Annotated in this window: 21 protein-coding genes and 1 tRNA gene; 14 read left to right on the top strand and 8 right to left on the bottom strand. The window is 62.3% G+C overall.

All coding sequences use genetic code 11. The features are described 5' to 3' along the window. Positions 1-47: 47 nt before the first annotated feature. On the bottom strand, positions 48-698 hold the full coding sequence (locus AC2S2E_RS06420; RefSeq protein WP_476101136.1) for a sigma-70 family RNA polymerase sigma factor: 651 nt from the start codon (positions 696-698) through the stop codon (positions 48-50). A 270-nt stretch (positions 699-968) separates the two neighbouring features. Here AC2S2E_RS06420 and AC2S2E_RS06415 point away from each other — a divergent pair, with 270 nt between their 5' ends. The 4 genes from AC2S2E_RS06415 to AC2S2E_RS06400 all read left to right on the top strand — a co-directional run bounded on the left by AC2S2E_RS06415 (position 969) and on the right by AC2S2E_RS06400 (position 5,318). Further along, on the top strand, positions 969-1,781 hold the full coding sequence (locus tag AC2S2E_RS06415) for a response regulator (protein WP_476101134.1): 813 nt from the start codon (positions 969-971) through the stop codon (positions 1,779-1,781). A gap of 129 nt (positions 1,782-1,910) precedes the next feature. Continuing rightward, positions 1,911-2,123, top strand: a complete 213-nt coding sequence (locus AC2S2E_RS06410) for a NepR family anti-sigma factor (RefSeq protein ID WP_476101132.1) — start codon at positions 1,911-1,913, stop codon at positions 2,121-2,123. 133 nt (positions 2,124-2,256) lie between these two features. Next, a complete protein-coding gene (locus AC2S2E_RS06405) occupies positions 2,257-2,757 on the top strand; it encodes a heme oxygenase-like domain-containing protein (protein WP_486524157.1) in 501 nt (166 codons plus the stop codon). Continuing rightward, entirely contained in the window at positions 2,754-5,318 is a 2,565-nt protein-coding gene (locus AC2S2E_RS06400; RefSeq protein ID WP_486524156.1) for a GAF domain-containing protein, read from the top strand. Before AC2S2E_RS06405 ends, AC2S2E_RS06400 begins: the two co-directional genes overlap by 4 nt. An 84-nt stretch (positions 5,319-5,402) precedes the next feature. Here AC2S2E_RS06400 and AC2S2E_RS06395 read toward each other — a convergent pair whose 3' ends face one another. Continuing rightward, entirely contained in the window at positions 5,403-5,690 is a 288-nt protein-coding gene (locus tag AC2S2E_RS06395) for a hypothetical protein (RefSeq protein ID WP_486524155.1), read from the bottom strand. Between the two features lie 42 nt (positions 5,691-5,732). Here AC2S2E_RS06395 and AC2S2E_RS06390 point away from each other — a divergent pair, with 42 nt between their 5' ends. Beyond that, on the top strand, positions 5,733-5,990 hold the full coding sequence (locus tag AC2S2E_RS06390) for a GlsB/YeaQ/YmgE family stress response membrane protein (RefSeq protein ID WP_476101124.1): 258 nt from the start codon (positions 5,733-5,735) through the stop codon (positions 5,988-5,990). A gap of 70 nt (positions 5,991-6,060) precedes the next feature. Here AC2S2E_RS06390 and AC2S2E_RS06385 read toward each other — a convergent pair whose 3' ends face one another. Continuing rightward, the gene (locus AC2S2E_RS06385) at positions 6,061-7,110 is read right to left on the bottom strand and encodes a zinc-binding metallopeptidase family protein (protein ID WP_486524154.1); all 1,050 of its coding nucleotides are present in this window, start codon (positions 7,108-7,110) and stop codon (positions 6,061-6,063) included. A gap of 219 nt (positions 7,111-7,329) precedes the next feature. Here AC2S2E_RS06385 and AC2S2E_RS06380 point away from each other — a divergent pair, with 219 nt between their 5' ends. Beyond that, positions 7,330-9,102, top strand: coding sequence for an SLC13 family permease (locus AC2S2E_RS06380; protein ID WP_486524153.1), 1,773 nt, complete (start codon positions 7,330-7,332; stop codon positions 9,100-9,102). Positions 9,103-9,168: 66 nt separating this feature from the next. Here the strand turns inward: AC2S2E_RS06380 and AC2S2E_RS06375 are convergent, their stop codons facing one another. Then, positions 9,169-9,420 (bottom strand): GlsB/YeaQ/YmgE family stress response membrane protein, encoded by a 252-nt coding sequence (locus tag AC2S2E_RS06375; protein ID WP_476101117.1) that lies wholly within the window; start codon positions 9,418-9,420, stop codon positions 9,169-9,171. A gap of 227 nt (positions 9,421-9,647) precedes the next feature. Between AC2S2E_RS06375 and AC2S2E_RS06370 the strand changes: the two genes are divergently transcribed. Beyond that, on the top strand, positions 9,648-10,772 hold the full coding sequence (locus tag AC2S2E_RS06370) for an OmpA family protein (RefSeq protein WP_476101115.1): 1,125 nt from the start codon (positions 9,648-9,650) through the stop codon (positions 10,770-10,772). 82 nt (positions 10,773-10,854) lie between these two features. Here the strand turns inward: AC2S2E_RS06370 and AC2S2E_RS06365 are convergent, their stop codons facing one another. Both AC2S2E_RS06365 and AC2S2E_RS06360 read right to left on the bottom strand, forming a co-directional pair. Next, a complete protein-coding gene (locus AC2S2E_RS06365) occupies positions 10,855-11,697 on the bottom strand; it encodes a 23S rRNA (adenine(2030)-N(6))-methyltransferase RlmJ (protein WP_486524152.1) in 843 nt (280 codons plus the stop codon). Between the two features lie 480 nt (positions 11,698-12,177). Then, a tRNA-Ser gene (locus AC2S2E_RS06360) sits at positions 12,178-12,268 on the bottom strand. 76 nt (positions 12,269-12,344) lie between these two features. On the opposite strand from AC2S2E_RS06360, the gene AC2S2E_RS06355 reads away from it, so the two are divergent. The 7 genes from AC2S2E_RS06355 (at position 12,345) to AC2S2E_RS06325 (ending at position 22,350) form a co-directional block, all read left to right on the top strand. Continuing rightward, positions 12,345-13,304 (top strand): peptidylprolyl isomerase, encoded by a 960-nt coding sequence (locus AC2S2E_RS06355; protein ID WP_486524151.1) that lies wholly within the window; start codon positions 12,345-12,347, stop codon positions 13,302-13,304. Positions 13,305-13,553: 249 nt separating this feature from the next. Further along, a complete protein-coding gene (gene zwf, locus AC2S2E_RS06350; RefSeq protein ID WP_486524561.1) occupies positions 13,554-14,993 on the top strand; it encodes a glucose-6-phosphate dehydrogenase in 1,440 nt (479 codons plus the stop codon). 17 nt (positions 14,994-15,010) lie between these two features. Beyond that, a complete protein-coding gene (gene edd, locus AC2S2E_RS06345; protein ID WP_486524150.1) occupies positions 15,011-16,840 on the top strand; it encodes a phosphogluconate dehydratase in 1,830 nt (609 codons plus the stop codon). Between the two features lie 28 nt (positions 16,841-16,868). After that, positions 16,869-17,837 (top strand): glucokinase, encoded by a 969-nt coding sequence (locus AC2S2E_RS06340; protein WP_486524149.1) that lies wholly within the window; start codon positions 16,869-16,871, stop codon positions 17,835-17,837. Further along, the gene (locus AC2S2E_RS06335) at positions 17,834-18,472 is read left to right on the top strand and encodes a bifunctional 4-hydroxy-2-oxoglutarate aldolase/2-dehydro-3-deoxy-phosphogluconate aldolase (RefSeq protein ID WP_486524148.1); all 639 of its coding nucleotides are present in this window, start codon (positions 17,834-17,836) and stop codon (positions 18,470-18,472) included. The genes AC2S2E_RS06340 and AC2S2E_RS06335 overlap by 4 nt, the downstream gene beginning before the upstream one ends. 195 nt (positions 18,473-18,667) lie before the next feature. Continuing rightward, entirely contained in the window at positions 18,668-21,436 is a 2,769-nt protein-coding gene (locus AC2S2E_RS06330) for a phosphoenolpyruvate carboxylase (protein ID WP_486524147.1), read from the top strand. Between the two features lie 131 nt (positions 21,437-21,567). After that, positions 21,568-22,350, top strand: coding sequence for a L,D-transpeptidase family protein (locus tag AC2S2E_RS06325; protein WP_486524146.1), 783 nt, complete (start codon positions 21,568-21,570; stop codon positions 22,348-22,350). On the opposite strand, the gene tilS is transcribed toward AC2S2E_RS06325, so the two are convergent. Both tilS and AC2S2E_RS06315 read right to left on the bottom strand, forming a co-directional pair. After that, entirely contained in the window at positions 22,347-23,300 is a 954-nt protein-coding gene (gene tilS / locus AC2S2E_RS06320) for a tRNA lysidine(34) synthetase TilS (RefSeq protein ID WP_486524145.1), read from the bottom strand. The genes AC2S2E_RS06325 and tilS overlap by 4 nt on opposite strands. Further along, positions 23,291-24,247 carry a tetratricopeptide repeat protein gene (locus AC2S2E_RS06315; RefSeq protein ID WP_486524144.1) on the bottom strand — a complete coding sequence of 319 codons (957 nt, stop codon included), beginning with the start codon at positions 24,245-24,247 and terminating at the stop codon, positions 23,291-23,293. Before AC2S2E_RS06315 ends, tilS begins: the two co-directional genes overlap by 10 nt. Between the last annotated feature and the right edge of the window lie 22 nt (positions 24,248-24,269).

Genomic DNA, 24,269 nt, shown 5'->3' with positions numbered 1-24,269 from the left:
TCCCACTTTGGAGAACCGTCGGCGCATTTGCATTGGCTGGCGGGGGGTTAAGCTGCCAATCGCAAAGTCATGTGCGCGGGCGCAATCTGTCGAAATTGGGTGATGAACGCCTCCAACACCTCGCCTTCCAGAACAAAATTGTGGCGGAAGTCGGGGAGGATGCCGCCTTCGAGCACCGCCGACAGGGCGGCACGGGCGCGGGCGATGCGGCTTTTCACGGTACCCACGGCCACGCCGCAGATTTCCGCGATTTCTTCATAGCTGACCGAGCCGACGGCCATCAGGATCAACACTTCACGCTGTGCATCGGGCAGGGTCTGGAGCGCGCGCAGAACGTCGGTGGCTTCCATCTGGCCTTCCTGATCGCCCGGCGTATTCAGAATGGTTTCGGCCACGCCTTCGTCATATTCGCCCACAAAGCGCTCGCGGCGCAACTGGCCGAAATAGTGGTGGCGCAGGATCGTGAAGGTCCATGCGCGAAAGCTGGTGCCGGCAACATAACGGTCGCGCGCGGCCCAGGCCTTCATCAAGGTTTCCTGCGCCAGATCGTCCGCCCGGTCGCGGTTGCCGCAAAGCGTGCGGGCAAAAGCGCGAAGATGCGGGATGGCGGCGGTCAGCTCCTTGTGGAAGTCGGCATCACAAAGTGGTGCGCCAGACAGAGTGCCGTGCTTGCTGGATTTGTCGGAACGCTCGGTCATGGGATTTTCCTTTTAAGGTCCTCACTCAGCCTAACGCCCCGCCGCAATGAAGGTTCCATCGGGGGTTGGATTTTCTTCATTATTTTTTATTATTATAAATCAGTATATTAGTCAATCGTCCAGACTCAATCAAAAAAATCTTCGCAATTTGCGCGCGCCATGGAACCCTGCGCCGGATAATCTGTTTGGAACGCATGCGGGATTCGTCCCGCGTGCCCGTCTTTCCCAAGTGTATGGTACTCGCCTACACATACTCGCTTCGAGGAATATATGACTTTGACAACTGAGCGTGCCGGTTCTGCCCGGAAGTCCGGCGATCTTGCCTCGTCGCTTCCCTTTTTGCGCCGCTATGCGCGCTCGGTCACCGGGCGTCAGTCCAGTGGCGATGCCATTGTCCGCGCCACGCTGGAGGCTTCGCTCAACGATCCTGCGCTGCTTGCCGAAATTAACGGCGGGGCGGTGGGATTGTTCCGCGCCTTTACCAAGGTATGGACGACATCGGACGCCGGATTTGCCCGCGATGCCGGCGCCTTTGCCGCCGAGACATCATCGCAAATCGCCCGCGTCCCCAGCTTTCCGCGTCAGGCGCTGTTGCTGAACCAGCTTGAGGATTTTTCCATTGCCCAGACCGGCGAAATCCTTGGTGTCAGCGAAGAAGAAGCAGGGCAACTGGTCAAGCAGGCCATTGCCGATCTGGCGCTGGACCGTCCGGCCGATGTGCTGATCATCGAGGATGAGACGATGATCGCCAGCCATCTGGAAGATATCGTCACCGAGGCGGGCCACCGCGTGATCGGCAACGCCACCACCGCCACCGAGGCCCGCGCCATCTTTGCCGACAAACGCCCCGGCCTTGTGCTGAGCGACATGCAATTGGCCGATGGCAGTTCGGGCGCCGATGCGGTGGATGAAATCCTGCGGTTGAGCGACGTGCCGGTGATCTTCATCACCGCTTTTCCCGAATTGCTGTTGACGGGCGAACGCCCCGAACCGGCCTTTCTGATCGGCAAACCGTTCCGCGACGAAACGGTACGCACCGCCATCAGCCAGGCGCTGTTCTTTGGGTCACATGTTGAAAAGTAACAGGAAATAGGTTTTGATGGTCGCGGCAGGACATAATTGCCCTTTGGTGCATGGAACCTCGCCGCGAACCGACCATTACACAAATATGCAGCAGGTTGCTGACTTCAACCTGAACAGATGCCTCGATGAATGGATTGGGACAAACCCGTGAAAGAAGTTCCTCCCTCCAGTCCCCCTCTTTCCAGCGTCAATGGGAGTGGGCCGCAATCTGAACTCCCACAGGCGGGAAAGCCTGCGTGGAGCGAGGACATCCGCGCCTATTACCACGCCGCCGCAGAAGAACCCGTGCCGCCCGATTTCATGGATTTGATGGCCCAGATTGCCAAGCAGATCAAAAAATAAGATCAACCAAACTGTTGGCCACAAGGAAAGATAATGGCGAGAGAAAGATCGGTTGGGAATCATGCGGGGCGGTGACTTGCGCTTATGGTTGCGTCAGGAAACCGGCGCGCTGCATGACAGGTTGGATCATGGAATGTCTGGGCTTGACCTTACGAGCCGCCATGGTCTTGAAGCTTTCCTGATCAGCCATGTTTACGGATTACGCGCTGTGCTGGGCACGGCGCGTCAATTTGCGTTGGGCGACTTGATGGTGGACATGCCGGATTATCTGGCCATGGCGCAGGCGGATCTGCGCGCCATGGGCGTCCATGCTCCCCAATCCAGCCTTGCCGTCGAAACCCGCCCCACCGATGGCCCCGGCGCGTGTTATGTCATCCTCGGGTCCCGCCTTGGCATGAGCGTTCTGCGCCAGCGCGGATATTGGCGCGGGGGCGATTTTCAACACAGCGCCTATATGGACGACGGCTCGGAAAAGCAGGCGTGGGCGGCGCTGCTCGACTGGCTGGGGGCGCAATCCGATGATCAGGCGGCGCGAGATACCGTCCTGACCGGCGCGCAAAACGCCTTTGCCGCGTTTGAAGCGGGCCTTCGCCAATCCCTTTATGAAGTACAACAAGGAAGCGTCACCCCATGACCGGACGTTACCCCGATCAAGGCGTCGACCTGACCAGTTGCGACGTTGAACCGATCCACATCATCGGCAGCGTGCAGAGCTTTGGCCATCTTCTGGCATTTTCCAGCGATTGGATGTTGCAGCGCGCATCGATGAATTGCGCGGATTTGCTGGGCATGGCCGAACAATCGGCCATCGGGCGCCATGCCCGCGATTTCCTGACCGTCGCGGCGATGGACATGTTGCGCGCACGCATGATGGAATTGGACGCCAGCAAGGTTGAGCGGATCTTTGAGGTCGAATTGCTGCGATCGGGTGGTTTGTTCGATCTGGCGATCTATCGCTCTGGCCGTGCGCTGGTGCTGGAATTTGAACCCAGCCCGCGTGATCAGGGCCGCGATTACCTGTCCATGGTCCGCCCGATGTTCCATGCGGCCCGCACATCCGTCTCGGTCGAGGGCCTGTGTGAAACGGCGGCGCGGCAATTGCGGGCGCTGACCGGCTATGACCGGGTGATGGTCTATCGCTTTGACGAAACCGGCGCGGGCGAAGTGGTGGCCGAAGCGCGTGCCGATGGAATCGACAGCTTTCTGGGCCTGCATTTCCCGGCCTCGGACATTCCGCAACAGGCCCGGCGGCTCTATACCCAGAATTTGCTGCGCATCATTGCCGATGTCGATGCGGTGCCGGCGGCGATCTATCCGCAAATCAATCTGCATGGCGAAGCGCTGGACCTGAGCCAGAGCGGCATTCGATCGGTTTCGCCCATCCATCTGGAATATTTGCGCAACATGGGCGTGGGCGCGTCCATGTCGGTGTCGATCCTGCGCGATGGCAAATTATGGGGCCTGTTTGCCTGCCACCATTATTCGCCCCGTGCGCTGCCCTATTCGACGCGGACGGCGGCGGAACTGTTTGGCGAATTTTTCTCCAGCACGCTCAGCGATATGGAGACGCGGCGCGCGCTCAGCCTGCGCGACACGTCGGTGCGTTTGCATGACAGTTTGATCGGGCAAGTGGCCAGCGGGACCCGCTTCCTCGACAATTTCGACGCCTTTGCCGCGGTCATTCGTGAAGCGATCCCCTGTGACGGCGTGGTGGCCTATGTCGGGGGTGAATTCCGCACACAGGGCCTGACGCCCGATTACGAGGATTTCGTCGAAATCGCCCGCTTCCTGAACACGGCGGGCAATGGCGCCTGTTGGTACACCCAACATATGGCGGGCACATTCCCCCAGGCCGCATCCTATAGCGAGCGCTGTTCGGGCCTGCTGGCCGTACCGGTTTCGCGTGTGCCGCGTGACTATATCGTGCTGTTCCGGCGTGAATTTTCGCGGGTGGTGCAATGGGCCGGCGATCCCGACGCGCCCAAGGCGGTCGGGCCGCTGGGTGACCGACTGACCCCTCGCAAGAGCTTTGCCATCTGGAAAGAAGAGCGCCGCGCCCAAAGCCGCCCTTGGAGCCTTGAAGACCGTTCAATGGCCGAAGGGCTACGCGTATCCTTGCTGGAGGTGATCCTGCAACTGGTGGATTCGGCGGCCAATGAACGGGCGGCCCTGACCCGGACCCAGCAGGATCTGATTGCCGAATTGAACCACCGCGTGCGAAATTCGCTCAACCTGATTGCCGCGCTGGTCAATCAGGCGCGTGATGAAGCGATGGATCAGCAGGAGTTCCGCCGTTCGCTGTCCTCGCGCATCAAGGTTTTGTCGCGCGCCCATGATCTGGTCAATGCCAGCAGTTGGGCGCCCTATCCCTTGGTGCCGCTGATCCATGAATTGATCGAGGGGGCCGATTGCCACCCTTCGGCCCAAGTCATTATCGAAGGCTCCTGCGCACAGATCCGGCCTTCTGCCTTCACCACGATGGTCATCGTGCTGCATGAATTGATCAGCAACAGCAAGGCGCTACGCAGCCCCGATGGCATTGTGAAAATCAGCCTGTCGCGCGATGCCCATAACGATCTGGCGCTGTCATGGCGCGAAGAAGGCGAGGCTTCGTCCCAGCCGTGGCGCGACCCCTTTGCCGTGGCGATTGTGGAACGCACCATCCCGCATGAATTGAGCGGCAAATCATACCTCGATTTCGGCGATGGGTTTATGGAGGCCAAGCTGGTCATTCCGGGCAATTGCATCGTGTTCAATAATGAAACCGTCCATGTGGTGAAGCCGGTTCTGGACGAGGCCGCCAAGGATGCGCCCAAAGCCTTTGGTGATGACGTGCTGCTCGATGGCCGCGTGCTGTTGGTCGAGGACAATGTCCTGATCGGGATGGAGGCGGAATATCAGCTTCAGGATCTGGGCGCGCAGGAAATCGATATGGCGGGCAATGTGGCCGCCGCGCTCGATCTGATTGCCGCGCATGATTACAGCTTTGCCGTGCTGGACATCAATCTGGGCAATGAAACCAGCCAGAAAGTGGCCGAAGCGCTGAGCCAACGCGCCATACCCTATGTCTTTACCACCGGATATGGCGAAGTGCCATGGACTCAGGCGGACGCCTATGGCGCCCCGGTGGTGACCAAGCCGCTGGACCCGGTGGCGTTGGAACGCGCCATTCTGGAAACCCGCCGCAAGGGTTAAATCGCGCAAATCCAAGTCAAAAAGCCCCATTGGCCAAGGCGCCAGTGGGGCTTTTTCTTGTGCCCTTCATACATTCATCACCGATCAATATCGCGATGGAACCTCTTTGCCCGGCAACCATTTCTGTAATGTAACCGCCTTGTGGCGACTACCTCGACATAAAAACAAAGGAGGAAAGCCATGCTTCTTTTTCTTGCCATCCTTCTGGTCGTCGCATGGGTTGGCGGCTTTGCCGTCTTTCATGTCGCGGGCGGATTGATCCATCTGCTTTTGCTCTTCGCGATTGCGTCTTTCGTTTTCCATCTGATTACAGGTCGCTCGTCGGCAACGTAAACCACCGGCGCTGAAACAGCGCTCCATCGTAATGAACATGGCCGCCACCACATGATCGCGGCCCCATAACAGGAGAGTGACATGGGCATTATTCTTTGGCTTATCGCCGGTGCTTTCGTGGGTTGGCTGGCCAGCCTGATCATGCGCCGTGATGGTTCGCAGGGCCTTTTGGGCGACATTCTGGTCGGTATCGTGGGTGCCTTTATCGGCGGCATCCTGTTTACGGGCGGCACGATCAATGATGGCGTGATTTCGATCAACACCATCCTTGTTTCGCTGGTCGGCTCGGTAATCCTGCTGGCCATCGTCAATCTGGCGCGTCGCGGTTCGCTGCGTTAATACACGCTTTGCGCGACCCAAAAGGGCGGCACCCACCGGGCGCCGCCCTTTTCGTTTATGCCCCGTTCCTTTATCCCGGCGTAAGGCGTTGGATGAAATCCAGCTTGGCCACGATCCGATCGGTCAAATGAAAGGGATAGCAATCGGGTTGCCCCATCGCGCGGTTGATCGTGTTCATTGCAAAGGACAGTGGCGCCATGGCACCGGCCAATTGCCCGGCCCCGGCGCGATAGGGGTCGAAATCCAGCCGCACATCCAGATCGCTCTCCACGCTTAACCCAATGCCCGCCCCCGAGGCCAGAACATCGACGATGTGCAGATAATGGGCAAAAGTTTCGGCAAAATCCTCCCACGGATGGGATGTGGCGTAAAAGCTGATGAAATCATCGCTCCACACCTGCGCAGGATCGGCACTGTAATGCGCGGCCAGCGCCTGCTCATAATCGGCCCGCTCGTCGCCGAACAGCGCGCGAAACTCCTCCAGCCTTTGCGGGTCATGTTCGACCAGGCGGTTCCAGTAATGGTGCCCGATCTCATGCCGGAAATGGCCCAGCAGTGTGCGATAGGGCTCGCCCATATTCTCGCGGATACGCTGGCGCATCGCATCATCGGCCTCGACCAGATTGAGCGTGATGGTGCCGCCATCGTGGCCAGTCATCACCTGTGCATCGGCGCCATTTTCGGCCGCCGGATCATACAGAAAGTGAAAGACGAAGCCCTGCTCGCCATCGGGCGCCTCGGCCGGGGTTTCCACCGGCAGGCCCAGCAGCAACAGCGAATGGATCATCCGCCGCTTGGCCGCCTCGATCCTGGCCCAGCGCTGGGCGACGCCTTGGACGTTAAGATCGGGGATCACCTCATTATGGCGACAGGCCCGGCATAGCGCCTGCGCCTCATCCACCCGCACCAGCCAGTTGCAGATGGCATGATCGGTGTTGTTGGCGCAGACCACCGCGTCAACGGCATCGCCCGCACCATTGCGCCAGCGCGTCGCGTCATCGGCCAGAAAGAGAAAGGCATTTTCACCGGGATCATAACCCAGCGTGGCCCGGCATTCGGGACAGATCCGCGCCTCGAAATGCACAAGGCGCCGACAATTCGGACATGCAAAGGGTGCCATGATGAATCCTGCCATTTTGCGGATAATCCGGGCCACGACGGCCCGCTCCTGTCACCTGTTGCAATGCCGCGGAGCATCAAGGGTTTCTTCCGCATCCTAATTCATTGGCCCGCGCCGGGATCCAATCACCGCCTTTGCGCGTTGCCTCATGGTGAGATATAAGCAAGTCCTGTCGCCCCTAGCAGCATACACGCTGCATGATCGCATTGTTTCTCGCCCATGACCTATGCACAGGGCCTGTCCTTTGCGCTTTTGTTCGGCGCCATCGCGATGTTTATCTGGGGGCGGTTTCGCTATGATCTGGTTGCGCTGGTCGTGCTGGTCATTGCGATGGCGACGGGCGATGTCCCGGTCAAACACGCCTTTTCCGGTTTTACCAGCGATGTGGTGATCATCGTCGGCTCCGCGCTGGTGGTCAGCGCGGCGATTGCCCGGTCGGGCGTGATCGAATGGGCGATTGGATCATGGCTGGAAAAACTGCGCACGGCCAGCGTGCAGGTGCCGGTGCTGGCGGGCACGACGGCCATCCTTTCGATGTTGACCAAGAATGTCGGGGCCTTGGCGATCCTGATGCCCGTGGCGCTGCGCATTGGCCGCAAGACGGGAACGTCGCCCTCCAGCCTGTTGATGCCCATGGCGTTCCTCTCGCTGCTGGGCGGGTTGGTGACATTGGTGGGCACATCCACCAACATCATCGTCAGCCAGATCCGCGAGCAGGAATTGGGCAGGCCCTTTGCCCTGTTCGATTTTGCGCCTGTGGGGTTGATCCTGACGGGTCTGGGCCTGTTGACGGTCAGCATCGCTTGGCGACTTCTGCCCATCAGCCGTCAGGGCGCGGCCAGTCTGGAGACGGCTTCGGCCCAAACCACCTATTCGACCGAGGCGCGCGTCACCGCCGAATTGGAACAGGCCGGGATCACCATCGCATCCATGCGGTTGCAGGATGATGGCGTAACGTTGCGTCGCCTGATCGGGCCGGATGGGGCACCGCGCCCCGCCCTGCCCGACGCGCCGTTACAGGCCGATTCCAGTCTTATCCTTGAAGGCAATGACGAAGCGCTCGACCGTCTGTTCGCGCGGGTCCATCTGGTCCATGTCCGCGATGATCATAGACCAATAAAACAGGAACCTTCCGAGGAAACCCGCAGCATCGAGGCCGTGGTGCAGGACCACTCTCTGCTGGTCGGGCAAAGCGCGCAGGAGGCGGGCCTTCAGGACCGCTTTGGCGTGCAATTGATGGGCATTGGCCGCAGCCAGGAACGGATCACCGAAAGGCTGCGCGACACCACCTTGCGCGCGGGCGATGTGCTGGTGCTGCGCGGCGGCGAAAGGGCCTTGCCCGCAATCCTGACCGATCTCGATCTGCTGCCCTTGTTCGAACGCAGTGTGAAACTGGGCGACCGGCGGCAAAGGTTCCTGCCGGTCATGGTGCTGGCCGGGGCGATGGCCTTGGTCGTGATGGGCATTGCCCCGGTGGCGGGTGCCTTTTTCGGCGCGGCGGTAATGATGATGGTGGTGGGGGCGCTCTCCCCGCGTGAGGCTTATGGCGCGCTGGAGCCTGAAGTGCTGGTTTTGCTGGGCGCACTGACCCCGATCAGCGAGGCGGTGCACAGCAGCGGCGGATCGGAAATCATCGCCCATATGATGACCGGATTGCTGGACAATGTGGCGCCCGTTTTGGCGCTGGGGCTGATGATGTGCGCGGCAATGATCTGTTCACCCTTTTTGCACAATGCGCCCACGGTTCTGTTGCTGGGTCCGGTCGCGGTCGGGGTGGCGCGGGGGCTGCATCTTAATCCCGATGCGTTTCTGATGGCGGTGGCGACGGGCGCGGGTTCGGATTTCCTGACGCCGGTGGGCCATCAATGCAATACGCTGGTAATGGGGCCGGGGGGCTATCGCTTTGGCGATTACTGGCGTCTGGGCCTGCCTTTGTCGGCCATCGTCATTGTCGCGGGCACGCTCAGCATCGCCTATTTCTGGCCGCTGTAATAAAAAAGGGTGCGCCGCGATACGGACGCACCCTTTTTTAGGTTGAATGTTCCGACCCGCGCCGCGTCAGCGCAAAGAGCCGCGTCGGAACAAATTGACGATACCCAACAGGACAATCGCCCCGACCAGCGACACCGAAAACGTGCCGATCGTCAGCGGGCTGTTGTTGATATCCCCATGCGAAAACAGCAGGCCGCCCAAAAAGGCGCCCACAACGCCGATCACTATGTTGCCGAAAAGGCCCAGACTTTCGCCCATGATCATGCCGGCCACCGCACCGACCAGCGCGCCGATCACGAGCCACAAAAGGATGCTCATGGAAGGTCTCCTTGGTTGATTCTATAATGAAACAACAAATGCCGCCCGCACAGGTTCCATTTGGCACAAAGCGCCGGGTCCGCGATGCCCAAAAATGCTGCAATCGCAAAAAGAAGTGTTTTCGCGTAAATTTCATGCAACCTTCCCCGCTCTCATGACTTTCATGGTCAGAACGCAGGCACGGCTCGCCAACGACAAGGCCCGCGGTTTGAGAAGGAAGGAAAACCATGAGAAAGCTTATTTTGATGGCCGCGCTGGCCACCTCTGCAATGGCGTCCTCTGCCTATGCGGCATCCGGCCCCTATGTGATGATCGAAGGCGGCGCTGTAAAGCAGGAGCGTTCCGACAAGAACGGTCCGACCGGCTTTGAAGGCAGCAACCGTTTCAAGGCCGGCTGGGAAGCGGGCGGCGCTCTGGGCTATGATTTCGGCAATTTCCGTTTGGAAGCGGAAGGCTTCTACACCGAATCGAAAATGGCCAGTTCGGTCCGTGAAACCCGCGCGTATGGCCCGGTCGGCTACTATACCCGCGACGGCGGCACGCTTGCCGGCCATACCTCGACGCTGGCCGTGATGGGCAACGCCCTGTTCAGCGTAGGCCACTGGGGCGGCGCCAAGATGTACGCTGGTGGCGGCGTTGGCTATGCTGACGTTTATCTGTCCGAAGGTCTGCCCGGCGTCAACGCTCCCTATATCGCCGATCACTCGCGTGGTTTTGCCTGGCAGGCATTGGCCGGTTTGACCATGCCGCTCAGCAAGAACGTCGATTTTGGCGTTCGTTATCGCTACTTCCGCCCCGATGGTGCCGACAAGTTCGCGGTATCGACCGGCGGTTTCCGCGAAGCCTCGCTGCGCAGCCACTCGGTTTTGGCCACGCTGACCTATAACTTTGGCCGCGCGGCGGAACCGGTTGCCGAACCCGCCCCGCCGCCGCCCCCGCCGCCGGTTGTCGAAGCTGCTCCCCCGCCGCCCCCGCCGCCGCCCCCGCCGCCCGCCCCGGTTTGCAACAAGGGTCCCTACATCGTGTTCTTCGACTTTGATAAGTCGGACGTCACGAGCGAAGCGGCCGGTATCCTCGACAGCGCCATTCAGGCCTATGGCAATTGCGCCTCGGTGCCGGTGATGGTGGCTGGTTATACCGACAGCTCGGGTTCGCCCAAGTATAACCAGGCTCTGTCGGTCCGCCGTGCAGACTCGGTCAAGGCCTATCTGACCAGCCACGGTATCGGCAGCGGTTCGATCACCACGCAGGGTCTGGGTGAAACCAACCAGCGTGTCCCCACCGCCGACGGCGTCCGCGAATTGCAGAACCGTCGCGTGGAAATCACTTACGGGCCGGGCTCGGGCAACTAAGCCCACCTTCCTTCCCCGCAACGGAAAGGGCCGGAGAAATCCGGCCCTTTTTGCGTGCGTCAATCCATCGGCGTTGAACGGGTCATGGGTTCAACCAATCGGCTGTGATTTGGCCCCGATGCCCTTCGGGCGCCAACGTGGCGCGCAGGGCCTCAAGCAAAGGCGGCAACGCCTGCGTGAAGGCATAGGGCGGATTGACGATAAACAGGCCCGCACCATTATAGATACCGGGCTGGTCGCTGTCGTAGAGCCAATGTTCCACGTTCAGAAATTTCGGGATGCCCAGTTTGCGCAACTGGTGCTTCCACTGGGCATGGGTGGGCCGCTCTTTCAACGGATACCAGATTACCGTCACGCCATGCGCCCATTTGCGATGGGCCGCGGCAAGGGTCGCGGTAATACGTGCGCGTTCGTCCGTCTGCTCATAGGGCGGATCCACCACCACCACGCCGCGCGGCGTTCGCGTCGGCACCATCGCCAGCCACAGTTCATAGGCGTCACGCTGATGCACGGCGGCGGGCGTGGCATGCATCGCAACGCGCAACGTGTGGACATCTTCGGGATGTTTTTCGTTCAGGATCAAGAGGTCCTGTGGGCGCAAAAGCTGCGCCAGAAACGTGGGCGAGCCGGGATAGAGTTGCGGCCCATCCTCCGCATTCACACCGGCATTCACGGCCTGTACGGCGGCGCGATAGTCGTCGAGCAAAGGGTCCGTGTCGGCCAAGGCCCGCACCACGCCCTGCGCGGCTTCGCCGGTACGCTGGGCGCCATTGCCGTAAAGGTCATACAGACCGCAACCGGCATGGGTGTCGATCAGGGTCAGCGCGCTTTGTTTTTGCTGCAACGCCCGCACGAGAGCGATCAGCAGGCTGTGTTTTACGACATCGGCGCTGTTACCGGCATGGAAGGAATGACGATAATTCATTGTGATTCAAAATCCTGACGTTCTGCCTTTATACGAGCTTCGGGGCGCGGAGGCCGAGCGCGAGTCGGTTGAAGCAGCAAATCGGGTGCTCGTATAGAATTGGGCGAAAACCTTCAAAACACTTCTGTGCATGGCAGTGGGGTGGCGGGCTGGTTGAGGCCCGACGGCATCGCGATGGGCCAAGGCCATGGCGCCGCAGAACAGGCCGCCCTTATGCAGATGGGTATGTTTTTGAAACCTAACAAGAAACGCTCTCAAGCGTCCCGATGGAAATTCTCCCGCCATCGAATAGTCACCGAACTTGATGAGCGACGCCACCTGCATGTCTGTGAGTTTGTTTCGCGCGCGACCACCATTTCGGCCGCAGCCGCCCCGAAACAGCGCGACCTCCGGCGAACGCAAAATCCGCCTAAAGCCGAGCCTTCGGTGGCCTTTCCAACCTTCGGCGTGGTTCGTGATAATCCGTGGACATTCGAGATCTGGCGGAGCGGGAGGGATTCGAACCCTCGATACGCTTTTGGCGTATACTCACTTTCCAGGCGAGCGCCTTCGACCACTCGGCCACCGCTCCGCATTGCTCTGGAAGGCAGGCCCCTAGCGACGAAACGCGGCTTGCGCAAGAGAGGGCGCGCAGGCAGATTGCATTGATGCGCAAAAAGCTTGTTTTATCCGCCCTGACATTCTTTTCCCTTGGCCTTTCGCTGGGGATAACTGGCGCAATCGCCGCGCCAGACAACGCCGTTCGCCCGAAAACGCGTCCCCATACCCGGCCAAGCGCCGATATCATCAAGGCCGCCCCGGCCAGCGACTGGACCGCGATTGATCCGGGCGATGTGCTGGTCATGACACTCTCGCCCGATGCGGCGGGCAAGGCGCGACGGGTTATCATCCAGCTTCTGCCGCCGCCTTTCTCGCAGGGGTGGATCGGCAATATGCGCAAGTTGGCCGCCGCCCATTGGTGGGACAATGGCGCGGTCTATCGGGTACAGGACAATTGGGTGGCGCAATTTGGCGATCCCGATGAGGATACGCCGCAGGCCAAACCCCTGCCGCCGGGTTTGGCAAAGGTCCCCGAATCCGAATATCTTAAACGCGCCTTTGCGGCGCCCGAATTCATCAATCCGGGGCGTGATGCCTATGCGCCGCGCACCGGGATCGACATGGGCTTTCCCTTTGGCTTTGACGATAATCACGTCTGGCCGACCCATTGCTATGGCTCGGTGGGTGTTGGCCGCAACAATTCGCCCGACACCGGCATGGGCGCCGAACTCTATGCCGTGATCGGCACGCCCCCGCGCCAGCTTGACCGCAACATCGCCGTGGTGGGCCGAGTGATCGAGGGGATCGAGCATCTCTCCTCGCTCCCCCGCGCGCCGGGCAATGGCATGTATAATGACAAGACCAAAAACACGCCGATCCTGTCGATCCGGCTGGGCAATGAATTGCCGCCCGCCCAACAGCCGCGCTTTGAATATCTCTCCACCGCCAGCGCATCATTCCGCGAATATGTGAACGCGCGCGTCAACCGACATGATGATTTCATCATCTATGCCCCCGGCAGCGCCGATATCTGCAACATCCCGATTCCCGTCCGCCGCAAAGGGTGAGAGCCGGGGATGGCGCGCGCCTCGCCCTTGCATGGGCGGGGGCGAAAACCTATTCATAGCGCAAATTCGTATTCAAACCCTAGGAATTCCGCGCCATTTCCGGGCGGCGAACTGGCGCAAACCCCATCATCGCGCTAGATCACCCGGGCAAACGGGCCACCCATAAGGGAGCCTGAAGAACCATGGCGCGGAATGCTCCAACCCAAGGAGAAGGCCGTGACAGACGTGACACCCGAGGGGACTCCATCGATGAGCTTTACCGCCGACAAGCTGCTGCTGTTTGGCGCCACCGGCGATCTTTCGCAGCGTATGTTGCTGCCGTCGCTGTGCGCGCTGCATGCCGATGCTCTGGTTCCGGAAAAGCTCAACATCATCGGCACGGCCCGTTCGGACCTGGATGACGATGGTTTTCGCAATTTCGCCGCCGATGCGCTGAACAAGTTCCTGCCGGAATACCGCAAGGACGCGATCCCCAGCTTTCTTCAGCGCCTGACCTATCAGTCGCTGGACGCCAACCAGACCGCGCAATTTGCCGATCTGGCCGCCAAGGTCGGGCCGCGTCAGGATGGTCTGGCGATCTTCCTCTCGACCGCGCCGGGCCTTTTTGAACCCACCATCGCGGGGCTTCAGGCCAGCGGTCTGGCCGACGCCACCAGCCGCATCGGCCTTGAAAAGCCGCTGGGCACGGATCTGGACACCAGCCGTCATATCAATGACGCGGTGGCCTCGGCCTTTCCCGAAGACCGCATTTTCCGCATCGACCACTATCTGGGCAAGGAAACGGTCCAGAACCTTTTGGCGCTGCGCTTTGCCAATATTCTGTTCGAGCCGATCTGGAATTCGCACTATATCGAGCATGTCCAGATCACCGTGGCCGAAACCGTGGGCCTCGAAGGGCGCGTGGGCTTTTACGACGGCGCGGGCGCGCTGCGCGATATGGTGCAGAACCATATGCTGCAACTCCTCGCCCTTGTCGCGATGGAGCCGCCCAGCCGTTTCGATCCGGCCGCCATTCGCGGTGAAAAGACCAAGGTTCTGCGCAGCCTGCGCAGCGTGGCAGCGGGCGATACCGTGACCGGCCAGTACCGCGCGGGCGCGATCAATGGCGCATCGGTGCCTGGTTATGCCGACGAACTGGAAAAGCCTTCGGCCACCGAAACCTTTGTTGCGATCAAGGCGCATATCGACAACTGGCGCTGGAAAGGCGTGCCTTTCTATCTGCGCACCGGCAAGCGTTTGCCCAAGCGCACGACCGAAATCGTCGTCCAGTTCCGCCCCGTGCCCCATTCGATGTTTGCCCAGCGCGGCGCGATCACCCAGCCCAACCGGCTGATCATCGGCATTCAGCCGGAGGAAAACATCACCTTCACCATGAATGCCAAGGTGCCGGGTCTGGATCGCGGCGGCGTGCGCCTGCGCGAGGTGCCGCTCGACATCCGCATGGAAGACGCCTTTGCCGGGCCGACCAAGCGCATTGCCTATGAACGCCTGCTGCTCGACCTGATCGAGGGCGACCAGACGCTCTTCGTCCGCCGTGACGAGGTGGAGGCGCAATGGGCATGGATCGACGGCGTCCGCAAGGTGTGGACCGACAATGGCATCACGCCCAATCCCTATGGCGCAGGCAGCTGGGGGCCGACGGCGGCCATCGCTCTTGCCGCCAAGGATGGCGTGGCCTGGCACGAATAATCGATAGGATAAAGCTGATGGCTGAACTGCACCCCACTATCGCCCGCGTGACGCAGCGCGTAATCGAGCGATCCAAGGCGACCCGCAGCGCCTATCTCGACCTGATGGCGCGCGAAACCGACCGCCATGGGGACCGTTCGGCCTATGGCTGTTCCAACCTTGCCCATGCCTATGCCGGCGCGGTCGAGGACCAGAAGACGCTGGCCTTCACCCGTGCCCAGAACATCGGCATCGTCACGGCCTATAATGACATGCTTTCCGCGCATCAGCCCTATGCGCGTTTCCCCGATGCGATGAAGATCTATGCCCGCGAAGTGGGCGCCACCGCGCAGGTCGCGGGCGGCGTTCCGGCCATGTGCGACGGCGTGACGCAGGGCATGGACGGGATGGAGCTGTCGCTCTTTTCCCGCGACACGATTGCGCTTTCGACCGCCGTTTCGCTTTCGCATGCGGTGTTTGACAGCACCGCTCTTCTGGGCATCTGTGACAAGATCGTGCCGGGTCTGGTGATCGGCGCGCTGCGCTTTGGCCATCTGCCCTCGATCTTTATCCCATCCGGCCCGATGCCCAGCGGCATCGCCAACAAGGACAAGCAGAAGACCCGCCAGCTTTACGCCGAGGGCAAGGTTGGCCGTGAGGAATTGCTGAAGAGCGAGATGGGGTCCTACCACTCGCCGGGCACCTGCACCTTTTATGGCACGGCCAATTCCAATCAGATGATGATGGAAATGATGGGCCTGCAATTGCCCGGCTCCAGCTTTGTGCCGCCCAACACCCCGCTGCGCAGCCAGTTGACCCGCGCCGCCGTCCATCGCCTGACGCAAATCAGCCGCAAGGGCGCCGATCCGCGCCCGATGGGCGAAGTGGTCGATGAAAAGGCGATCCTGAACGCCTGCATCGGCCTGCTGGCCACCGGGGGCAGCACCAATCACGCCATCCACCTGCCCGCGATGGCGCGGGCGGCGGGCGTGCTGATCGACTGGGCGGATCTGGATGAACTCTCCAGCGTCGTTCCGCTGATCGCGCGCGTCTATCCCAACGGATCGGGCGATGTGAACCATTTCCACGCCGCGGGCGGCATGGGCTATGTCATTGGCGAATTGCTGGGCGCTGGCCTGTGCCATGGCGACATCCTGACCGTGGCCGAGGGCGGTTTCGCCGCCTACGCCACCGAGCCTTATCTGGACGGCGATGCGCTGGCCTTCCGCCCCGCGCCCACCGTCAGCCATGATCCGGCGATGCTGTCCACCGTGGCGGAGCCTTTCCAGCCCGATGGCGGGATGCGTCTGGTTCAGGGCAATCTGGGCCGTGCGACGTTCAAGTCCTCGTCGGTGGAAAAGGAACGCTGGACCATCGAGGCCCCCGCGCTGGTGTTCAACAGCCAGGAAGAAGTGCAGGCCGCGTTTAAGGCGGGCGAACTGGAGCGCGACTGTGTTGTCGTCGTGCGTTTCCAGGGGCCGCGCGCCAATGGCATGCCCGAATTGCACAAGCTGACCCCGCCGCTCGGCGTGCTTCAGGACAAGGGCTTCAAGGTGGCGCTGGTCACCGACGGCCGCATGTCGGGCGCGAGCGGCAAGGTGCCCGCCGCCATCCACGTCACACCCGAAGCTCTGGCCGATGCGTCGGGTCAGTCGGGCCCGCTGGCCTATGTGCAGAATGGCGATGTCATTCGCGTCTGCGCGGAAAGCGGCACGCTGGAAATCAAGGCGGACCTTTCGGGCCGCACGCCTGCCGCCGCGCCGCCTGCGGCCATGGGTGTGGGCCGCGAATTGTTCGCGATGTTCCGCGCCGGAGCCGATGGTGCCGAAAAGGGTGGATCGGCCATGCTGGCGCTCGCCGGCCTTTAACGCTAAAGGCTTGGCGACGGAGGGGATTATGGAATTAGTTTCGGTAGATATTGGTGGCACCCACGCGCGCTTTACCATCGCCACGATCGGCGATGATGGCGCGATCACACTGGGCGAACCGGCCACGCTGAAAACCATCGAACATGCCAGTTTCGAAACGGCATGGGAACATTTCGCCCAGATTTCGGGCCGCGTTCTGCCGCGTGCGGTGGCTCTGGCGGTGGCGGGGCCGGTGGGCGGTGAACTGATCCGTTTCACCAACAACCCGTGGGTTATCCGCCCGGACCAGTTGCCCGAACGGCTGGGCGTGGACAAGGTCACCATCGTCAATGACTTTGGCGCAGTGGGTCATGCAGTGGCGCGTGCAGACGAAGAGCATTTCCAGCATCTGACCGGCCCTGACGTCCCCCTGCCTGCCAGCGGGACGATCACCATTGTGGGTCCGGGCACCGGGCTTGGCGTGGCGCATGTCTGGCGCGACGGCAACGGCTTCTATCACGTTCAGGCAACCGAAGGCGGCCATCTCGACTTTCCGCCGCTTGACGCGGTGGAGGACGCCATTCTGGCCCGCCTGCGCCAGCGTCACCGCCGCGTTTCGGTGGAGCGTGTGGTGTCGGGCCCGGCGATTGTCGATATTTACGAAACGCTGGCCGCGCTGGAACAGCGGCCCATCGTGCATACCGACGACCGCACCATCTGGACCAAGGGCGCCGCAGGCGAAGACACGCTGATGGCGGCCGCGATTGACCGTTTCTGTCTGTCGCTGGGTTCGGCGGCGGGCGATTTGGCGCTGGCGCAGGGCGGTTCCTCGGTCGTGATCGCGGGCGGACTTGGCCTGCGCATCAAGGACACGATCCTCTCCTCCGGCTTTGCCGAAAGATTCCGCGCCAAGGGCCGCTTTGAAAGCCTGATGGCCAGCCTGCCGGTCAAGCTGATTACCCATCCCCAGCCGGGCCTGCTTGGCGCGGCCGCCGCCTTTCAAAAGGAACATGCATGATGAGCGATGCCCCTACCCCCGCCTCCGCCAAGATCGATGCCATCATGCGCACCGCGCCGGTCATCCCGGTGCTGGTGATCGACAATCTGGACGATGCGGTGCCGCTTGCCGAAGCGTTGGTGGCCGGTGGCCTCAAGGTTCTGGAAGTCACGCTGCGCACGCCCTGCGCTCTGGACGCGATCCGCGCGATGAAGCAGGTTCCCGGCGCGATTGTCGGCGCGGGCACGGTGTTGAACCCCGATGATCTGGCCGCGGCCATTGACGCAGGGTCCGAATTCATCGTTTCGCCGGGCCTGACCCCGCGTCTGGGCGAAGCCGCGGTTGCCGCGGGCATCCCCTTCCTTCCCGGCACGGCCAACGCTGCCGACATCATGCTGGGCATGGATCTGGGCCTCAACCGCTTCAAGTTCTTCCCCGCCGAAGCCAGCGGCGGCGTCAGCGCTCTGAAGGCCATTGCCGGTCCGTTCGGTTCGGCGCGTTTCTGCCCCACCGGCGGCATTACGCTGGCCACGGCGCCCAACTATCTGGCCCTGCCGCAAGTGCTGTGCGTAGGCGGCAGCTGGATGGTGTCCAAGGGCGCCGATGCCGCCGCGATTACGGCGGCGGCCAGCGCGGCTGCGGCGCTTAAAGCCTGAATATGATACCCTGCCCGCGCAAGCCATCGGCGCGGGCAGACATTTCCCCATTGCCCATAATCAAACCAAATTCGTCTGCGCCTTTTTGCAGCCCCCTTCCCCTGCCCGCCAATCATGGCATAGTCATGGGCAAACCATAAAAGGGAGTGGCGGCAAAGGCCGGGACAGACGCCTTACAGGGAGTGTCGAGTAAAGATGAGCGAGATTGCCGCCCTTTCGCAACGTTTGCAGGATCTGCACGCCACCACCGAAGAAACGCCGCTGTTCAATCCGGTGTTTCAGCTCTCGCTTGAACTGTCGCGCCAGATTGAAAATGGCGAACTCAGCCTGGACAAGGTTGAGGCGATGGTGGCCGAACTGGAATGCGAAGGGCTTCAGGCCCGCGCGCGCCGCCTGCACCGCTTGATCGAACCGGTCGAACCGGAAGCCAATATCGCCCGCGTCAAAGGTCACGCCGAAACCGGCGATTTTGCCAGTTTCGCCACGCGCTGGGGCCGTCCGGCGGCGCATATCGTCTTTACCGCCCACCCCACTTTCCTGTTGAACAAGGCCCAGACCGGCACCGTCGCCCAGGCGGCCAGCGCGGGCGATTTCGGCCCGGCCACCTGCGCCGCCAATGCCACGCGCGACACGATCACGCTGGACACCGAACATGACGCTGCGCTGGCCGCCATTGCGCGCGGGCATAGCGCAAGGGCGAAGATCACCCAGACGCTGTTCAACACCGCCCGCGCCCGTTGGCCCCAGCAATGGCGGGCGTTGCGCCCGATGCCGATCCGCTTTGCCTCGTGGGTCGGTTACGACATGGACGGGCGGACCGACATCGGCTGGAACACCTGCATCCGCTATCGCCTGATGGAAAAGGCGCAGCGCCTGTCGGCCTATGCCGCCGATCTGGCCGAGGCCGCGCCCGACATCGCCACGCGCCTGCTGGCCGGGGCCGAGCGGGCCGAGGAAATGGCCGCGTTGTTCGGGCGCGACATGAAAGACCCGGCGACCCTGTCCGAGGCCGCCAACACGCTGACCGCCGATCATCCGGCCAAGATGACCAGCCTGTCGGGCATCATTGCCGAGTTGGAGGCAATGGCCGCCACCGCCGATGATGATGTGGCCGAAGTGCTGCTGACCACCGTGGCCGCAATGCAGGCCGATGGGCTGGGCATGGGCTGGGTGCATTTCCGCGTGAATTCCAGCCAGTTGCAAAACGCCATCCGCCGCCGCATCGATCCTGATGGCCGCCTCGATCTGGCCAGCCAGGCCGCCTTGGTCAAGATGCGCGAGCTGCTGGCCACGGCCAAGGTTTTGCGCACCAATTTTGCCGCGCTGGCAATTGAAAACAGCACCGCGATCCGCCTGTTCCTGACCATGGCGCAGATCCTGCACCATGTGGACGCGGACACGCCGATCCGCATGCTGGTGGCCGAATGCGAACAGCCCACCACGATGCTGGCCGCGCTCTATTTCGCCAAGCTGTTCGGGATTGAGGACAAGGTGGATGTCTCGCCTTTGTTCGAGACCGAAACCGCGCTGGAGCATGGTGGGCGCTTCCTTGATGCGCTGCTGGCCGAACCGGCGTACCGGGCCTATGCGCGCGGACGTGGCCGTGTGTCGATCCAGACCGGCTTTTCCGATGCCGGGCGCTTTGTGGGGCAAATCCCTGCGGCTCTCGCCATCGAACGCCTTCAGGGGCGCCTGGCCGAGGCGATGACCGCCAACCAGTTGTCGGATGTTTCCGCGCTGATCTTTAACACACACGGCGAAAGCATGGGCCGCGGCGCTCATCCCGCCAGCATGGCGGACCGTCTGGCATGGCCTTTGTCGCCATGGGCACGCCGCCGTTTCGTGCGGGCGGGCATCCGGCTTGAACCCGAAGTCAGCTTTCAGGGCGGCGACGGCTATCTCTTTTTCGGCAGCGAGGAACTGGCGCTGGCCACGCTCACGCGCTTTATCGAACTGGCCCCTGCCGAAACCGATCCCTATGCGCCGACCGACCCGTTCTATCGCCGCACGGACCTGTCCCTCGACTTCTATCGCGCGATCCGCCGGGTCCAGCAGCAGCACCTGTCGAGCAGCACCTACAGCCGTGCGCTGACCGCTTTCGGGCTTGGCCTGCTCAACGACACCGGCAGCCGCAAGAGCCGCCGCCAGAGCGACGTTTCCTCCGACCGCACCATGTCGCTGCGCCAAATCCGCGCAATCCCGCATAATGCGGTACTGCAACAGCTGGGCTATCCGGTGAACATCATCGCCGGGGCGGGCAGCGCGGCCGAGGGCAATTACGAGGAACTGGCCAACCTGCTGCGCTCCTCGGCACGCGGGCGTCAGATCGTGCGGCTTGTCCGCGCCGCCAATGCTTTGGCCAGCATCAAGACGCTGACCGCCTTTGGCGAACTGTTCAACAGCGCCTATTGGGCCAGCCGCCCCTATCGCGGGCATGAGGATCATATTTCCGAGGGCTGCCTTGCGCTGGCCGAATATCTGACGGGCGATGACCGGGCGGGCGTGTTCCGCCGCCTGTCGACGCGCCTGCGGGTTGATGCGCTGAAATTACACCGCCTTCTGGCGCTGATCCCGGACGAGGCGCCTTTGCCCGACCGCGAACATACCCGCCGGATGATTGGCGTGCTTCAGGCGCTGCGTCTGGCGCTGTTCCAGCATATGTTCCTGCGCGTGGTGATGGTGCCGCAATTCAGCCGCGCCAATGACATTGCGCGTGAAGACGTGCTGGAAATGGTGTTCACGCTGCGCATCGACGATGCTCTGGCGCAACTGCGCCGCGCCTTCCCGACCAGCTTCCCCAGCCTGGACGATTTCCGGGTGGATGAACCGGCCGATTACCCCGATGACGCCGCCCATGGTTATGGCGTCATCCGCCGCGACTATATCGAACCGATCGAGCGCGCCTATGGCCTTGCCCTGCGCATCGGCACGGCGATTGCCAATGAATTTGGCGCCCACGGCTGATCTCTGAACAGGATGGGGCGGGTTTGCTGCCTGTCCCATCCTGACACAGGGGCACTCACCCCCCTAGCATTCACGGCCAAGGTAACGCATTTTTAACCATAGCGTTTAACCTTGCTCGTGAGTCTGTCCCCATGCCTGTCGGCGCCCATCCTGAACCTATGCGCGATCCCTATGGGGCGCCGCGTGCGCTGATCGTGGTGGGGGGGCTGGGTCTGGCCGTTCTGGCCGGATTGGCGCTGATCGAGGCGGATGAACGCCGCGGCACCGCCCATTTGCCCCGTGATGTCGTCATCGCGGCGCGGCCCCATCTGGCGCATCAATTGCCCGGCCTGCCCGATCCCTATGCCTCGGCCAGCGGGGTCAGCTTTGACACGCCCGCCACCACCATCGGCATGCGCAGCCCCGGCAAGGGCGGCGGCGTCATGCCCGCATCAACCCCATCACCCACCGACCGCCGCTTTGTCATCCGGCGCATCCTGCCCATTTCCGGGCCGATCAAATATGGCCAATGGATCTGGGACGAGGATGGCGTGCCCCCCGGCGCCTTGGTCATCACCGTCGATCTGGAGGCGCGGGTGCTGTCGGTATTCCGCAACGGGTTTGAAATCGGCGCCACCGCCGTCCTTTTGGGCACGCAGGAAAAGCCGACACCCACCGGCGTGTTTCCGATCAGCCAGAAGGACAGGAACCACGTCTCGAACCTGTATGACGCGCCCATGCCTTATATGATGCGTCTGACCAATGACGGCATCACGATCCACGCCACCAATGTCCGCAACGGTTTTGCCAGCCATGGCTGTATCGGCGTCCCGCTGGAATTCGCGAAAAAGGTGTTTGGCGAGGTCCATATCGGCGACAAGGTCTATATCACGCGGGGCAAACAGGTCGGGCTTGGGGACTCGCTTGTTGATTAAGCGCGGCGTTTGGGGGCTTTCATAAAGCTCCACACGCCGGGTCCGGGGCGGACAATGACATCGCCGATCGACACCGGTTGCCGCGCCAGAAGGCTTTCAAACGCCCGTGCCACCGTGGTCCCGCGTGGAGGGCTGCCGTCGATCTCTTCGACAATCCGGGCGATGACGCGCATGGCAATCGCGCGCGGGGCGGCGGGGCGATAGTTGACGCCCAGCCCTTCGCGCGCCACCCGCGCGCCATATTCACGATCCGCCGCCCAATCGAGCGCAGCATCCGCATCGGCCAGATTTTCCGCACTGCGCGCCCACGCGCCAACGTCGATCCAATCCGCCCCCGCCAAGGCCTGACGCACGCGAACACGGTCAAAGGCAGTGTTGCGGTTCGACGGATCATCGGCCGCGCTCCGCCCCGCCTGCGCCACCACAGCCGCCAGATCGGCCCGCCGCCAGCCCAGAACAGGCCGGATCAGCAAATGTTCGCCCCCCGGCACCCAGCCGCGTTCACGCACCCCGGCAAGGCCCGCCACACCGCTGGCCCGGTTAAGGCGCATCACCAGCGTTTCGGCCTGATCGTCGGCATGATGCGCCGTGGCCAGCGCGGCAATCCCCTCCCGCTCCATCCAGCCGGACAGAGCGGCATAGCGGGCGGCGCGGGCCTCGGACTGGACATTGCCGGGTTCAACCGTGACGGAAAGCGTTTGATGCGGCACGTTCAGATCGCGACAGATCGCGGCCACCTGCGCCGCCTCACCCGCGCTTTCCACGCGCAAACCATGGTCGACCGTCGCGGCCAAAACCCCACCGGGCCGTGCCGCCGCCGCCAAGAGCAAAAGCCCCAGCGAGTCCGGCCCGCCGGACACCGCGATCCCCAGTTTCAAGTGGGGGTCACGCGTGCCCTCGGGCCAGACTTGCGCCAGATCTTTTGCGAAACGATCCGCGATCAGTTGCACTTTACCTTGGCACGAATGCCGTCATAGGCCGATTTCAAACGCCCCCCCGCATCGGCGGGATAACCATCGGCAAATTCGCCCAGAGCGATACAGGCGCGGTTGATATCCTTCAGCTCAATCATCGCAGCCGACAGATAGAGCAGGCTGTCAGACGCACGGGCGCCCTTCTTGTCGGCCTGATAGTTCTGAAGGAACCAGGGCGCTGCTTCACGCGGCTTGCCATCGTCCAGATAGGCGCGGCCCAGCAGGTTGCGCGCATAGCTCACGCGCTTGTGCTTGGGATACTGGTCCAGATAGAGCTTCAGCTGCTGCTGCGCCTCGGGATAGAATTTGGCTTCCCACAGCTTATAGCCATAGGAATATTCATCCTCGCCCGCGTCACCCGTTGAAGGCTTGGCAATCGCCTTGACCGCCGCAACCCGGCTGGCCGGAGCGGCGGCAGGTGCCGGGGTCGGCGCCGGGCGTGTTGCCGCCGGGCGCGGCGCGGGCGCGGGTTCAGAGGCCACAGGCGGCGCCGGTTCGGGCGCATTGGTGGCCGGGGCCTGTTCCACCGGCGCATTGGCGGCCGCGCGGGCGGCGTCCAATTGACGCACATGGTTCGACAATTCCTCGACCTGCGCGGTCAGGCGGGCGTTCTGCGCCTCCACCGCCGAAAGCCGGGCCAGAATGTCGGTCAGCGCCGTATTGGCCGCCGGGGCCACCGGGCCGGTCGCTTCGGCGGGGCCGGGGGCCGGGTTTACCGGCGTGTTGGCGGCCTGCTGTCCAAACAGCTTGGTATCGCCGCCGGGGAACACCTGCCGCTGAAGCGCCCGTACTTCGGCCTCCAGCTTGCGGATGCGGATTTCGCCCACGGTGCCTTCCTGCGCCTGCGCCGGAATGGCGCTGCCGGTCCAGAGCAACGCCGCCAGCGCAACGCCGGCCAGCCTGATCCGCTGCTTGTACATCATCTTTCTTCAACTCCCATGGCGC

It is taken from the genome of Novosphingobium sp. 550D (assembly GCF_057401885.1).
This window is presented reverse-complemented; position numbering and strand designations above follow the sequence as displayed.